Source organism: Devosia limi DSM 17137 (assembly GCF_900128975.1).
Lineage (GTDB): Bacteria > Pseudomonadota > Alphaproteobacteria > Rhizobiales > Devosiaceae > Devosia > Devosia limi.
This window is the reverse complement of sequence record NZ_FQVC01000008.1, coordinates 62,489-76,729: the sequence shown is the minus strand read 5'-3', so window position 1 is coordinate 76,729 and position 14,241 is coordinate 62,489. Positions and strand designations below refer to the sequence as shown.

Here is a 14,241-nt window from a genome sequence, read left to right as displayed (position 1 = left end):
GAGGGCTCAGCAGACACAACGTTTGTGGAGGGCGCAGCACCCCCACCCTTGATCCCTCCCCTCAAGGGGGAGGGAGATGACTGAGGGGGTGGGGGCACAATGCATCAGAACATGCGGGGTGCCCCTGCGGAAGCCGGAGGCCAGTTTGGGATGCGTGCGAAGGAAACTGGATCACTCGCCGGGATGACGGTGGCGGTGTGGATACTGAGCGGGATCAGGGAGCGGAGGCCCCCTACTCGGCCTCGTCGAGCTTGTGGCCGTCCAGCAGCCGGGCGGCCTGATCGGATTTGGCTTTGGTCAAAGCCTTTTCGGTCTTGGTGCGGCCGAAGGTGACGCGGTTCTGGTCGGCTTTGGCGCTGGCCTGGTCGCGGGCCTTGCGCTTGCGGGCGGTGCGGAGGTTGATGATCTCGGCCATGCTCGGATCCCGTGGGAAATGCGCGGCAATATTGTCGTGGCGTCAGGCGAGAGGCCCGGCGCGGCGGTCAGGGACCGGCCGCGCGGGGCGAGGGCATCAGACCAGGCGGCTCTGCTCGATAGCCGCAGCGATGAAGCTGGCGAAGAGCGGATGGGGCTCGAAAGGCTTGGACTTGAGTTCGGGATGGAACTGCACGCCGATGAACCACGGGTGGTCGGTACGCTCGACGATCTCGGGCAACTTACCATCCGGCGACACGCCGGAGAACAGGAGGCCGTTCTTCTCGAGCACCTTGCGATAGTCCATGTTGACTTCGTAGCGATGGCGGTGACGCTCGGAGATGCGCGTCGAGCCATAGATGTCAGCCACGCGGCTGCCACGGGTCAGCTGCGCCGGATAGGCGCCCAGGCGCATGGTGCCACCCAGATCGGTGTCGGCGCCACGGCTCTCGGTCTCGTTGTCCTTGACCCACTCGGTCATCATGCCAACCACCGGCTCCTTGGTCGGGCCGAACTCGGTGGAGGAAGCATTCTTGATGCCGGCAGTGTTGCGGGCCGCTTCGACGCAGGCCATCTGCATGCCGAAGCAGATGCCGAAATAGGGAACATCCTTGACGCGGGCAAAGCGGGCCGCCTCGATCTTGCCGGCCGAGCCACGCTCGCCGAAGCCGCCCGGCACCAGGATGCCATGGACATGCTCGAGATAGGGTGCCGGGTCATCGCGCTCGAACACCTCGCTGTCGATCCACTGCAGGTTGACCTTGACCCGGTTGGCGATGCCGCCATGGGCCAGGGCTTCGCTGAGCGACTTATAGGCATCCTTGAGGCCGGTATACTTGCCGACGATGGCGATATTGACTTCGCCCTCGGGGCTGTGGAGGCGGGTCGAAACGTTCTGCCAGGCGGTGAGGTCCGGGGCCGGCGCATCGGTGATGCCGAAGGCGGCGAGAACTTCGCGGTCCAGCCCTTCCTCGTGATAGGCCAGTGGCACGTCATAGATCGAAGCGACGTCGAGGCCCTGGATAACGGCGCTTTCACGCACGTTGCAGAACAGCGAGAGCTTCTTCTTTTCCCCATCCGGGATCGGGCGATCGCAACGGACCAGCAGCACGTCGGGCGCGATGCCGATGGAGCGCAGCTCCTTGACGGAGTGCTGGGTCGGCTTGGTCTTGAGTTCGCCGGCCGAGGGAATGTAGGGCATCAGCGTCAGGTGCAGATAGCAGGTGTGGCCGCGCGGCAGGTCGTTGCCCAGCTGGCGGATTGCCTCGAAGAACGGCAGGCCTTCGATATCGCCGACGGTGCCGCCGATTTCGACCAGCACGAAATCGAAGTCTTCATTGCCTTCGATGACGAAATTCTTGATCGCATCGGTGACGTGGGGAATGACCTGAACGGTGGCGCCCAGATAGTCGCCCTTCCGCTCCTTGGCGAGGATGTCCGAATAGATACGGCCGGTGGTGATGTTGTCGCGCTTGTTGGCCGAGCGGCCGGTGAAGCGCTCGTAGTGGCCCAGATCCAGATCGGTCTCGGCGCCGTCATCGGTGACGAACACCTCGCCGTGCTGGGTCGGCGACATCGTGCCGGGATCGATGTTGAGATAGGGGTCAAGCTTGCGCAGGCGCACCTTGAAGCCGCGCGCTTGCAGGACCGCGCCAAGCGCTGCCGATGCAAGACCTTTACCCAATGAGGAGACCACGCCTCCGGTGATGAATACGTACCGAGCCATGGGCGCTCACCTTACACAGATCAGGAATAGATTCGTAGAGCAGCAATGCTGGTCTACACAAAAAGAAGAAGGGGATGTCTCCACCCCCTTCTTCGCGGTCGCCTTGCGGCGGTTAGTTGGTCGGTGCGACCGGCGTTTGCACCGGCGTATCCGCCGGGGGTGCAGCGTCGGTCGCAGCGGGTGCTGCCGGAGCTTCGGCAGCGGGCGCTTCGGTAGCAGGCGCAGCCGGAGTCTCGACGGCCGGCACTGGCAGATCGGTTGCTGGAGCCGGAACCGGCAGGTCGCTGGCAGAGCCGCCCATGGCACCAAGCGCGTCAAGCACGCTGGTTGGGGCCGCACCGTCTTCAGTCTGCACGGCACGTTCGAGAATACCCGAAGTGCCACGATCAACCTGGCTCAGGACCGTCAGGCCGATAGCCGTGGCGAAGAACAGCGTCGCCAGGATCGCCGTCGTCCGGGTTAGCAGGTTAGCCGAGCCGCGGGCAGTCATGAAGCCGCCGCCGCCCCCGCCAATGCCCAGCGCACCGCCTTCCGAGCGCTGCAGCAGGATCACTGCAATCAGCGCCAGGACGATCAGCAGATAGGCAACAATCAGGACGTTCGCCATCGTGTCTCAGTCTCAGGTCGTGTCAAAAGATGGGGCCTCATACACGCATGGACGCGCAAAGGCCAGCGGGTAGAGCCGATTTCTACACCGCGGAGATAATGGTGTAGAAGTCCTTTGCCAAGAGGCTTGCACCACCAACCAGGCCACCATTGACGTTTTCAATGGCCAGGATCTCGCGGGCATTCTGGGGTTTGAGCGATCCACCATAGAGAATGTGGATGCCTGCGCCCTTCTCGCCAAAGCGTTCGACCAGAATTTCGCGAATGCGGCCATGCATTTGCGCAATCTCGTCATTGGTCGGCGTGCGGCCGGTGCCGATTGCCCAGACGGGTTCATAGGCGACCACGACATCGTGCTGTTCTGCCGCATCGGGAATCGAGGCGGCGAGTTGCGCAGCCACGACGGATTCGGCCTTGCCGCCATCGCGCTCTGCTTCGGTTTCGCCGACGCAGATGATCGGCTTGAGCCCTGCCCCCATGGCGGCCTCGGCCTTGGCGCGCACCAGATCGTCGGTTTCGGCATGGTTGGCGCGGCGCTCGGAGTGGCCGACAATGACATATTGGGCGCCGGCATCAGCCAGCATATTGGCCGCGATATCGCCGGTATGGGCGCCAGATGGGTTCGGGTGGCAATCCTGGCCGCCGGTTTGAATACCAGCCGAAGCGCCCTGGGCGCTGACATTGGAGAGGATGGTCGCCGGAGGGCAGATGACGACCAGGGCGCGCGGCGCCTCACCCGTGGTGAGCAGCCCGGCAAGGATCTGAAGTTCCTCCAGCGAGGCCATCAAACCGTTCATTTTCCAGTTACCCGCGATCAGCGGCGTGATTGTCGTGGTCACTCTTGCTACTCCTGCCTCTTGCACAGGGACGGGCTTTGCCCTAACCCCGGCTATCTAATTGCTTTACTAGTCTCCTGCCGCCGATGCGGTAAAGACCAGAGCGTCTTGGAAGCGCCGAAACGCGCATCGAAAACGCGAAACATCGATAATCGGGCGCATCCGGCGCGACGCTGTCGGGACGGATGCACCAAACCTTGCGTACTGGAACGTCTGACATGCTCGATAGTTTGCGACTGTTTGCAAAATCCTGGCCCGGCAAGATCATGGGCGGTTTCCTGTTGGTGGGTGTCGCAGGGTTTGGCATCAACAATGTCATCGCCGATCTCGGCAGCAACACGGTTGCCAAAGTGGGCAATGAGGAAATCACATCCCGTGAATTCCTGCGCGCCTATAACAGCCAGATGAACCAGGTTGCCCAGCAGATCGGCCGCCTGCCGACAGCTGCAGAGGCCGAAAGCTTCGGGATCACCGGCGGCGTGCTGCGCAGCCTGATCCAGGAAGCCGCGCTCGACCAGATGGCCAATGATTTCGGTCTCGGCGTTTCGGAAGACAAGCTCAGCCAGATGCTGCGCCAGGATCCCAACTTTGCCGGCACGCTGGGGACATTCGATCCGAGCTCGTTCCAGCAGGTGCTGCAGATGAGCGGCCTGACCGAAGCCGAGTATTTCGGCATCCTGGCCAATTCCGCCCGCCGCGAGCAGCTGGGCCTGGCCCTGTTTGGCGATGTCGCCCTGCCCGCCGCTGCCGCCGACCTGATCAACCGCTATGCCGCCGATCAGCGCACGGTAGACTACATCATCATCAACGAAACCAATATCGAAACCCCGGCCGAGCCGACGGAAGAAGAACTGGCCGCCTATCTGGCCGAGCACCAGGCCGAGTTCCGGACCGTCGGAACGCGCAATGTCCGGCTGCTGGACCTGTCGCCGCAGACGCTTGCCGACACCAAGACCATTTCCGAGGACGCGATTGCCGCCGAATACGAGCGCATCAAGTCGAGCCTGGTGACGCCGGAGCGCCGCACCATCCAGCAGGCCGTTCTCGGCTCGCCGGAGCAGGTTGCCGCCTTTGAAGCTGGCCTGGCCGCTGGCACACCTTTCGAAACGCTGGTGGCTGACGCCGGCCTGACCCCCACCGATCTGGGCAATCTGACCCGGGCGCAGGTAACCGACGGCACGCTGGCCGATGCCGCCTTTGGCCTGGCGGAAGGCGAATTCGTGATCATCGATGGCGTGGCCGGCAGGCGCGCCGTACACGTCTCGTCCATTGAAGAGGGCGGCACTACCTCGCTCGAAGATGCCCGCGAGACCATTGCCAAGAACCTGGCACTGGCCGAAGCCCGCAAGGAATATGCCGATATTCTCGACCAGGTCGAAGAGCTGCGCGCCGCCTTCCAGCCGCTGAGCGATATCGCCGCTCGATTCGGCCTTGAGATCTACGAAACGCCCGTGACCAGCAGCGGCGCCGAATTGGCCGTGCTGCCCAACCTGCCAGAGACCGAGCGTTCGCGCGTCGCCCAGGCTGTGTTCAAGGCCGAACAGGGTCAGCTGACCCCGGCGATTTCGCTGGGCAGCAATGCCAATCTCTGGTTCGATCTCGTATCGGTCGATCCGGCGCGAGACCAGACGCTGGACGAAGTGCGCGATGCCGTGACCACTGCCCTCACCACCGAGCGTGTCAATGCGGCGATCCTGGCCGAAGCAGAGGCAGCCACCCAGCGCCTTGACGCCGGCGAAAGCCTGGCCGATGTCGCCGCCTCGCTGAACCTGTTCCCGCAGCTGAGCTCGCCGTTCAACCGGTTTGGCTTGCCGAACACCTCGATCGACAGTGCAGTGGCCTCGGCCGTGTTTGCCGGTGGTCCGGAGCACCATGGCTCGACCATCAACGACGCTGGCGAACACATTGTGTTCCAGGTGGTGGATGCGATCCCGGCGACGGATCCGCTCGATGCCCAGGCGATTGCTGCCCTGGAAAACGAAGTGCGCACCGGCATTTACGGCGACTTCGTCACCTCGGTGATGCAGGACACCCGCGTCACCGAGAACACGCAGGCGCTGCGGCAGGTCCTGACCCTCAACACCCCTCAATAAAACCGGGGCATCTGCCCCTTCAATCAGGCAATGGCTATGGGCGACGATTTCTATCAGCACTTCGCGGATCAATACGATGCTGGCAAGTCCCAGATCGTCTGGCGCCGCGTCGTGGCTGATCTGGAAACGCCCATCGGCACCTATCTGAAGCTGGCGCAGGATCGCACCAATACCTTCCTGCTCGAATCCGTGCAGGATGGGGCGATCCGGGGCCGCTATTCGATCATCGGCCTGTTGCCAGACGTGATCCTCAAGGTTGCCGAGGGACAGGCCTCGATCAATCGGGCGGCGCATATTGACGTCGATACGTTCGAGCCCCTGCCCGATGCACCGCTCGATGCGCTGCGTCAGCTGGTGGCCGGCTCGCAGATCGACGTGCCGCCCGGGCTGCCACCGCAGTCGGCCGGCGTCTATGGCTTCCTCGGCTATGAAATGGTCCGCTACATGGAAGTGCTGCCCGACAGCAATCCAGACCATTTGCAGTTGCCCGAAGCCATCCTGATGCGGCCGTCGCTGCTGGCGATTTTCGATACGCTCAAGGACGAACTCTACCTGACTGCGCCGGTCTATGTGCGCGAGGGTGTCACGGCGCGCCAGGCGCATGAGGCGGCCCAGTCGCGCATCGACGACGCGATTTCCCGGCTTGGCCGGGCGCTGCCGACCACTGCCGCCCTACCCGACCTCGAAACCATTGAAGTCAGCAGCAATACCAGCCGCGACGAATATTTCGGCATGGTGGCCAAGGCCAAGGACTACATCACCGCCGGGGACATTTTCCAGGTGGTGCTGAGCCAACGCTTTGAAGCCGAGTTCAACCTGCCCGCGACGGCCCTCTATCGGGCGCTGCGCCGCACCAATCCGTCGCCCTACATGTATTTCCTCGATTTCGCCGGCTTCTCGGTCGCCGGATCAAGCCCGGAAATCCTGGTGAAGGTGCAGGACGGCGAAGTCACCATCCGCCCCATCGCCGGTACCCGCAAGCGCGGCGCCACGCCGACCCGGGATCAGGAACTGGCCGCCGAACTGCTGGCCGACCCCAAGGAATTGGCCGAACACCTGATGCTGCTCGACCTTGGCCGCAACGATGTTGGCCGCGTCGCCAAGACCGGCACGGTCAAGGTGACCGACAAATTCTTCCTCGAATACTATTCCCACGTCATGCACATCGTCTCCAATGTGGTGGGCGTGCTCGACCCCAAATATGATTTCGTCGATGCGCTGTCGGCCGGCTTTCCGGCCGGTACCGTTTCGGGCGCACCAAAAGTGCGGGCGATGGAAATCATCGACGAACTGGAGAAGTCGCGTCGCGGCATCTATGGCGGCTGTGTCGGCTATTTCGGCGCCGATGGCACCATGGACACCTGCATCGTGCTGCGGACCGCCATCGTCAAGGACGGCAAGCTGTTCGTGCAGGCCGGCGCCGGCATTGTCGCCGACAGCCAGCCCGAACTCGAGCAGCTGGAATGCGAAAACAAGGCTCGCGCCCTGTTCAGCGCTGCCGAGGAGGCGCTACGCTATGCTGGCGAGGCGAGGATCGGGCAATGATCAGGATTCAACACACACTCGGTTTCATTCCCGCGCAGGCGGGAATCTCCGTTTCTCGATGGCGGGGCTGGTTCTGAAAGGCGATTCCCGCTGTCGCGGGAATGACCCGGTGGTAGAAACAGTCTGCTGAGGACCAAGCAAATATGACCCGCACCCTCGTTATCGATAATTACGACAGCTTTACCTACAATCTCGTCCACTTCCTGGGCGAACTCGGCGCCGATGTCACCGTCGTGCGCAACGACAAGATCACGCTCGACGAAATCGCTGCAATGGCGCCGGAGGCGATCGTGCTGTCGCCCGGCCCCTGCACGCCCAATGAGGCGGGCATCTGCCTGGCCCTCATCGAGCGCTTCAAGGGCGATACGCCGATTCTGGGTGTCTGCCTGGGCCATCAGGCCATCGGCCAGGCCATGGGCGGCGACGTGATCCGCGCGCCGCATCTGGTGCATGGCAAGACCAGCAAGATCAACCACACCGGCAAGGGCCTGTTCCGAGGGCTGAATTCCGGCTTCGAGGCGACGCGCTATCACTCGCTGATCGTGCAGCAGGATACCCTGCCCGACGTGCTCGAAGTGACTGCCACCACCGATGACGGACTGATCATGGGCATGCAGCACAAGAGCCTGCCGGTGCATGGCGTGCAGTTTCATCCAGAGAGCATTGCCTCGGAAAATGGCCACGCGCTGCTGCAGAATTTCCTCAACCTCGCTCGCGACTTCAACCTGGGGAAGGCCGCGTAATGGATATCAAGCAGGCGCTAAACAAAATTGCCGATGGCAAGGACCTGACCGGCGAGGAAATGCGCAGCGTGATGCGCATCATCATGGCCGGCGAAGCGACGCAGAGCCAGATCGGCGCTTTCCTGATGGGCATGCGCATCAAGGGTGAAACCGTCGGCGAGATCGCAGCTGCGGTTTCGATTCTGCGCGAGCAGATGGTGCCGGTTACGGCGCCGCCAGACGCTATCGACATCGTCGGCACCGGCGGCGACGGTGTCGGCAGCCTCAATATTTCGACGGCCACGGCCCTGGTCGTCGCCGCGGCGGGTGTACCGGTGGCCAAGCATGGCAACAAGGCGCTGTCGTCGCGCTCGGGCTCCTCACAGGCGCTGGAAGCGCTGGGCGTCAAGCTAGACCTGACGCCCGAGCAGATCGGCCATACCATTGCCGAGGCCGGGATCGGCTTCATGTTCGCGCCATCGCATCACCCGGCCATGCGCCATGTGGGCCCTGCCCGCGCCGAACTGGGCGTGCGCACGCTATTCAATCTTCTGGGCCCGCAGTCCAATCCTGCTGGGGTTCGGCGCTATCTGCTGGGCGTCTATTCCGAGCAATGGGTCGAGCCCGTGGCGGCGGCCCTGCTGGCGAATCGCGCGATCAAGGCCTGGGTGGTTCACTCCAGCGAGGGGCTCGACGAACTCTCGACCTCCGGCCCCAATTTCGTGGCCCAGATTGCCGGTGGCGATCTGCGCAGCTTCGAGGTTCACCCAGACAAGGTTGGCCTGAAGCTGACCGATCCCAAGGACCTGCTGGGCGGCGAGCCGGCCGAGAATGCGGCGGCCATCAACGCCCTGTTCGATAGCGCGCCCGGCGCCTATCGCGACACCGTGCTGCTCAATGCCGGCGCGGCCTTGCTGGTGGCCGACAAGGTCGCGACCATCGAAGACGGCATTGCCATGGCAGCTGATGCCATCGACACTGGCAAGGCCAAGAACACTCTCGCCCGCCTCGTCGCGGTATCGAACGGACGATAGCAATGACCGACATCCTGCAGCAGATCGAAGCCTATAAGCGCGAGGAAATCGCCGCCGCCAAAACCATGCGCCCCTGGGCCGAGGTGGTGGCGCAGGCTCATGACCAACCCGCACCGCGCGGCTTTCTCAAGGCGATCAAGGCCAAGCGTGCAGCGCGCCAATACGCCCTGATCGCCGAAGTGAAGAAAGCCAGTCCATCCAAGGGACTGATCCGGCCCGATTTCGACCCGGCGGCGATCGCCCGCGCCTATGAAACCGCCGGCGCCGCCTGCCTGTCGGTGCTGACCGACCGGCCGAGCTTTCAGGGCTCGCCGAGCTACCTGATCGAGGCCCGTGCCGCCACCAATCTGCCGGTGCTGCGCAAGGACTTTCTGTTCGAGACCTATCAGGTGGCCGAGGCGCGCTCCTGGGGCGCGGACTGCATCCTGATCATCCTGGCTGCTGTCGGCGACGATGTGGCGCGCTACCTGCTCGACGCGGCCGAGGAATGGGGCATGGATGCGCTGGTGGAGGTGCATGACCAGCTCGAACTGGACCGGGCACTGGCGCTGGACGCCGAATTCATCGGCATCAACAATCGCAATCTCAGAACCTTCGAGACCCGGATCGAAACGTCCATCGACCTCGCTGTCGGCGTGCCGCCCGGCAAGGTGCTGGTCAGCGAGAGCGGCATCGTCACCCATGACGATGTGCGCAAGCTGGAAGATGCCTCGGGGATCGGCACATTCCTCGTCGGCGAAAGCCTGATGCGCCAGCATGACGTGGTTGCCGCCACCCGCGCCCTGCTCATGGGAGCGCCCCAGGGCGTGCGCTGATGGCGGGCGGGCTTACCCACCTCAACGAGAAGGGCGAAGCCCAAATCGTGGATATCGGTGACAAGGCGGTTACGCGTCGTCGCGCACTGGCGCAGGCGCGGATCAATGCCCTGCCCGACACGGTCGCGGCGATTATGGGCGGCGGCCTCAAAAAGGGCGATGCGCTGGCGGTGGCCCGTGTGGCCGGGATCATGGCGGCGAAGAAGACGTCCGACCTGATACCGCTGTGCCACCCGATTGCGCTGACCAAGGTCAGCGTCGAAATCGAGGCTATCGACGTTACCACCATCGGTATTCTGGCAACCGCCGAGACCACCGGCCAGACTGGCGTGGAGATGGAAGCACTCGTCGCGGCATCGACGGCGGCGCTGACGCTTTATGACATGGCCAAGGCCATCGACCGCGCCATGACGATCACCGACCTTCGCCTCCTGGAGAAATCGGGCGGCAAGTCCGGCGATTTTGTGCTGAAGCCATGAGTCTGCTGCCGGTCGAAGACGCCATTGCCGCCATCCTCGCCCGCGTGCCCGCGCCGATTGGCGAGGAGGTGTCCCTGAGTGAAGCCAATGGGCGAGTGCTGACGGCACCGCTGATTGCCAGGCATGACCAGCCGCCATTCAATGCCAGCGCCATGGACGGTTACGCCGTTCGTGCCGCTGACGTCCAGCCGCGCGCCTTCCTCACGCAGATTGGCGTCTCGCAGGCAGGTGCCGGATTTGATGGGGAAGTCGGGCCGGGGCAATGTGTCCGTATCTTCACCGGCGCTCCGGTTCCAGCCGGCGCCGATGCGGTGATCATGCAGGAACAGGCCACGGTCTTTGGCGACAATGTGAGCTTCTCCGAGCAACCGCAGCCGGGTCGCAGCATAAGGCCGATCGGCAATGACTTTGCCAATGGGCAGGTGCTGATCAGGGCGGGTGAGCGGCTGACGCCGATGCGCCTGTCGGTCGCAGCGGCTGCCAATGCGCCAGCATTGAGCGTTGCGCGCCGTCCACGCATCGCGGTGCTGGCGACCGGCGACGAACTGGTTGTGCCGGGCACGCCGCTGGATCCCGGCATGATCGTCGCCTCCAACAGCTATGGTCTGGCTCCGCTCCTGGCGCCTTATGCCGAAACCGTTGGCGACTTCGGTATTGTCGGCGACGATCCCGATCAGCTGCGTCAGCGGCTGGAATCGGTCTTCGCCGATGCACCCGATATCGTCGTCACCACGGGCGGCGCCAGCGTTGGCGATCATGACATCGTGCAGGAAATCCTGCTGTCGCTGGGCGTGACGCTGGATTTCTGGCGCATCAACATGCGGCCGGGTAAGCCGCTGATGTTCGGCACACGCGGCAAGACGCTGGTGTTCGGACTGCCGGGCAATCCGGTCTCGGCGATGGTCACCGCATCGGTGTTTATCAAGCCGGCACTGCGCCACTGGCTGGGACTGGCGGTGACACCGCCGGCATGGCGTCTGCCGCTGGCCGCGCCGACCCCGCCGAATTCGGCGCGCCGCCACTTCATGCGGGCGCAGCTGGTGCATGGGGCGGCCGGCTCGCAAGTGCTGCCAATCTTCGAGACCGATAGCGGGCATACGTCATCGATGGCGCAGGCCGATATGCTGATCGTGCAGCCCGAGCATGATCCGGGCCAGCCGGCCGGGGCTATGGTTGAGGCGATAGCGGTCGACGCGTTCTAACTCTCCACACCCTACCCTCCAGGGTTGCTCCACCCACTGCTGTGCCACACCCACTGCACTGCCCACGGATCAAGCCCGTGGCCAGCCCGGTGGGTACGAGCAGCGCAGTTGAGCAGAGCGCTGACCCGCCTAAATGTTCTGCCGCACGAAATGGCCGGGGGACACTTCCACCGCGTCCAGCAACTCCCCCCGCGTTGCTTCGCGGACGGCGTCGGCGCGGGCGGCGAAGGCTTTTCCGTCCTGGCCGCACAGACGAATCGATGGATCTGGCACGGCGTCGAGCAGCAGCCGGGTATAGGGGTGCTGCGGGTTCTCGATGATCGCAAGGGGCGGACCCCATTCCACCACCCTGCCCCCGAACATGATCGCCACGTCATCGGCCAGGTACTGGGCCGTGGCGATGTCGTGGGTGATGTAGAGGAACGAGATCGCGCGTTCGTTTTTCATCCGCCGCATCAGATCGAGCACAGAGCGCCGGATCGAAACGTCGAGCATCGAGGTGGGTTCGTCAGCCACCACCAGCTCGGCACCCACTGCGATGGCCCGGGCCAGGTTGATGCGCTGGCGCTGGCCGCCGGAGAGTTCGTGCGGATATTTGTCGATGCAGATTTCGGCGTCCATTTCGACATCGGCCAGCACCTGCCGCACCGCCTTGTCCAATGCCTCGCCGGAGAGGCCCCGATGCAGTTGCAGCGGGCGCTGCAGATGGTGGCGGATGGTGTGGGCGGGATTGAGCGCGGCGAACGGGTCCTGGAACACCATCTGCACGCTGCGCAGATAGGCCAGCTTTTCCTGGCGGGTGTGGAAGGTGGCGATATCCCTGCCCTTGAAGCGCACTGCGCCGCCGGAGAGCTGGAACAGCCGGATCACGGCGCGGCCCAGCGTGGATTTACCGGAGCCGCTTTCGCCGACAATGGCCAGCGCCCGGCCCGCCTTGATGGTCAGGTTGACGTCGCGCAGCGCCGCCACTTCGCGGGCCCTGCCGAACATCGGCCGGAGATGGAAGATCTTGGTGACCCCATCGAGCTGCAACAGATCGGGAGCGTCTTGAATATCAGTCATCGTCACGCCACCCGGCTTCTGGACAATATCGGCATGGAGGACCACAGGCGGCGCGTATAGGCGTGCTGGGGGTTGCTGACGATCTCGGCCGCCGGAGCGACCTCGACCAGCGAACCCTCGAGCATCACGGCGATGCGGTCGGCGAACTGGCCCATCAGGGCCAGGTCATGAGTGATGAACAGGATCGAGAATCCAAAGCGCTGCTTGAGCGCCATGATTTCCTGCAGGATCTCGCGCTGCACCACCACATCAAGCGCCGTCGTCGGCTCATCCATGACGATCAGTTTGGGATCGAGCGCCAGCGACATCGCCAGAACGATGCGTTGGCGCATGCCGCCCGATAGCTGATGCGGATAGTCGTCGAGCCGGTGAACGGGGATGCCGACCAGCTCGAGCAGTTCCTCGGCGCGGGCCCGGGCCTGATCCCGCGTGCCGCCAGTATGGCGGACGATGACATCGCGGAACTGCTCGAACACGGTCAGCACCGGATTGAGCGAGTTCATGGCGCTCTGAAACACCATCGAGACCTTCGACCACCGCCACTTGGTGAGCTTGTGCATCGGCATGGCCAGAACATCTTCGCCGTCGATGATGATCGAGCCCTTGGAGATCAGGGCTGGCGGGCGATGCAGCCGCATCAGTGAGAAGGCGATGGTGCTCTTGCCCGACCCCGATTCCCCAGCGAGGCCCATGACCTCACCATGCCCAATGTCGAAATCGACGCCTTTGACGGCGGTGAACAGGCCCTTGGCGGTGAGGAAATCCACCTGCAGGCCACGCACTTCAACGAGATTACCGGTCATCATGCAGCTCCCTGGCTTTGCAGCAGCCGCTGCTTGTCGAGCTTGCGCTGGGCCTTGGCCGCCGCGGCAATGGTGCCGAGGGTGCGCAGGCGCGGATTGGAAATCTCGTCGACGCCGAAATTGAGCAGCGACAGCCCCACCCCGATGCCGGCCACCGCCAGCGCCGGCACCAGCACCTCCCACCAGGCGCCCACCGTGATCGCCGAGGCATTCTGGGCGTGGTAGAGCATGGTGCCCCAGGAAATCGACATCGGATTGCCCAGCCCCAGGAACTCGATGGTTGCCTGGGTGATGATGGTGTAGGTCACCGAGCCGATGAAGTTGAAGCCGATGATCGACAACAGATTGGGCAAGAGCTCAACCATGATCATTCGCCGGGCCGGCTCGCCGATCAGCTCGGAGGCCAGGATATATTCGCGGTTACGCAGCGTCAGCGTCTGCGCCCGGGTAATGCGGGCGCCCCAGGCCCATGAGGTGACGCCGATGATCATCGCAATCACCAACGGACTGGATTCGCCGAGGAATGCGGCGATGACCAGCAGTAGGGGAAGCTGCGGAATAACCAGCACCACATTGGTGGCGAAGTTGATCGCCTCATCGACCTTGCCGCCGAAATAGCCGGCAGTGATGCCCAGAACCGTGCCGATGATGACAACGACAAGGCCGGCAAAGAAGCCCACTGCCAGCGAGGTGCGGGTGCCATAGATCAGCTGGGTGAAGACATCGCGGCCCATGCGGGTCGTGCCGAGCAATTCGTCGACATTGGGCGCTTCATGCGGGCGGCCGACGCGCTGCATCGGATCGGCCTGCAGCAATAATGGACCGAAAATGGCGACCGCCACGTAGAACAGCACAATCGCCAGGCCAACAGCGGCCTTCTTGTTGCGCAGAAAGACTTTCAGGG

At 63.6% G+C, this 14,241-nt stretch carries 14 protein-coding genes; 7 read left to right on the top strand and 7 right to left on the bottom strand.

The window, feature by feature from the left end; all coding sequences use genetic code 11:
• Nucleotides 1-232: 232 nt before the first annotated feature.
• The 4 genes from BUA69_RS13510 to tpiA form a co-directional block, all read right to left on the bottom strand.
• Complete coding sequence (locus BUA69_RS13510) at nucleotides 233-415, bottom strand: DUF4169 family protein (protein WP_046136015.1); 183 nt, start codon at nucleotides 413-415, stop codon at nucleotides 233-235.
• A gap of 96 nt (nucleotides 416-511) precedes the next feature.
• Complete coding sequence (locus tag BUA69_RS13505; RefSeq protein WP_046136014.1) at nucleotides 512-2,140, bottom strand: CTP synthase; 1,629 nt, start codon at nucleotides 2,138-2,140, stop codon at nucleotides 512-514.
• A gap of 112 nt (nucleotides 2,141-2,252) precedes the next feature.
• Nucleotides 2,253-2,747, bottom strand: a complete 495-nt coding sequence (gene secG / locus BUA69_RS13500) for a preprotein translocase subunit SecG (protein ID WP_046136013.1) — start codon at nucleotides 2,745-2,747, stop codon at nucleotides 2,253-2,255.
• Between the two features lie 82 nt (nucleotides 2,748-2,829).
• On the bottom strand, nucleotides 2,830-3,585 hold the full coding sequence (gene tpiA / locus BUA69_RS13495) for a triose-phosphate isomerase (RefSeq protein WP_072866561.1): 756 nt from the start codon (nucleotides 3,583-3,585) through the stop codon (nucleotides 2,830-2,832).
• A gap of 215 nt (nucleotides 3,586-3,800) precedes the next feature.
• Between tpiA and BUA69_RS13490 the strand changes: the two genes are divergently transcribed.
• From BUA69_RS13490 to BUA69_RS13460, 7 genes are all read left to right on the top strand, one after another.
• Nucleotides 3,801-5,675 (top strand): peptidylprolyl isomerase, encoded by a 1,875-nt coding sequence (locus tag BUA69_RS13490; protein WP_046136012.1) that lies wholly within the window; start codon nucleotides 3,801-3,803, stop codon nucleotides 5,673-5,675.
• Between the two features lie 30 nt (nucleotides 5,676-5,705).
• Nucleotides 5,706-7,220, top strand: coding sequence for an anthranilate synthase component I (trpE, locus tag BUA69_RS13485; RefSeq protein WP_046136011.1), 1,515 nt, complete (start codon nucleotides 5,706-5,708; stop codon nucleotides 7,218-7,220).
• A 143-nt stretch (nucleotides 7,221-7,363) separates the two neighbouring features.
• Nucleotides 7,364-7,963 carry an anthranilate synthase component II gene (locus tag BUA69_RS13480; RefSeq protein WP_046136010.1) on the top strand — a complete coding sequence of 200 codons (600 nt, stop codon included), beginning with the start codon at nucleotides 7,364-7,366 and terminating at the stop codon, nucleotides 7,961-7,963.
• On the top strand, nucleotides 7,963-8,976 hold the full coding sequence (trpD, locus tag BUA69_RS13475) for an anthranilate phosphoribosyltransferase (protein ID WP_046136009.1): 1,014 nt from the start codon (nucleotides 7,963-7,965) through the stop codon (nucleotides 8,974-8,976). Before BUA69_RS13480 ends, trpD begins: the two co-directional genes overlap by 1 nt.
• A gap of 2 nt (nucleotides 8,977-8,978) precedes the next feature.
• Complete coding sequence (trpC, locus tag BUA69_RS13470; RefSeq protein WP_046136008.1) at nucleotides 8,979-9,791, top strand: indole-3-glycerol phosphate synthase TrpC; 813 nt, start codon at nucleotides 8,979-8,981, stop codon at nucleotides 9,789-9,791.
• Entirely contained in the window at nucleotides 9,791-10,270 is a 480-nt protein-coding gene (moaC, locus tag BUA69_RS13465; RefSeq protein WP_046136007.1) for a cyclic pyranopterin monophosphate synthase MoaC, read from the top strand. Before trpC ends, moaC begins: the two co-directional genes overlap by 1 nt.
• Entirely contained in the window at nucleotides 10,267-11,472 is a 1,206-nt protein-coding gene (locus tag BUA69_RS13460; RefSeq protein WP_046136006.1) for a molybdopterin molybdotransferase MoeA, read from the top strand. The genes moaC and BUA69_RS13460 overlap by 4 nt, the downstream gene beginning before the upstream one ends.
• A gap of 129 nt (nucleotides 11,473-11,601) precedes the next feature.
• Here BUA69_RS13460 and BUA69_RS13455 read toward each other — a convergent pair whose 3' ends face one another.
• From BUA69_RS13455 to BUA69_RS13445, 3 genes are read right to left on the bottom strand one after another with little or no spacing between them, the layout of a single operon-like run.
• Nucleotides 11,602-12,534: an ABC transporter ATP-binding protein gene (locus BUA69_RS13455; protein WP_046136005.1), complete on the bottom strand. Its 933-nt coding sequence runs from the start codon at nucleotides 12,532-12,534 to the stop codon at nucleotides 11,602-11,604.
• 2 nt (nucleotides 12,535-12,536) lie between these two features.
• On the bottom strand, nucleotides 12,537-13,337 hold the full coding sequence (locus BUA69_RS13450) for an ABC transporter ATP-binding protein (protein WP_201777469.1): 801 nt from the start codon (nucleotides 13,335-13,337) through the stop codon (nucleotides 12,537-12,539).
• Complete coding sequence (locus BUA69_RS13445; protein ID WP_046136147.1) at nucleotides 13,337-14,239, bottom strand: ABC transporter permease; 903 nt, start codon at nucleotides 14,237-14,239, stop codon at nucleotides 13,337-13,339. The genes BUA69_RS13450 and BUA69_RS13445 overlap by 1 nt, the downstream gene beginning before the upstream one ends.
• Nucleotides 14,240-14,241: the final 2 nt, after the last annotated feature.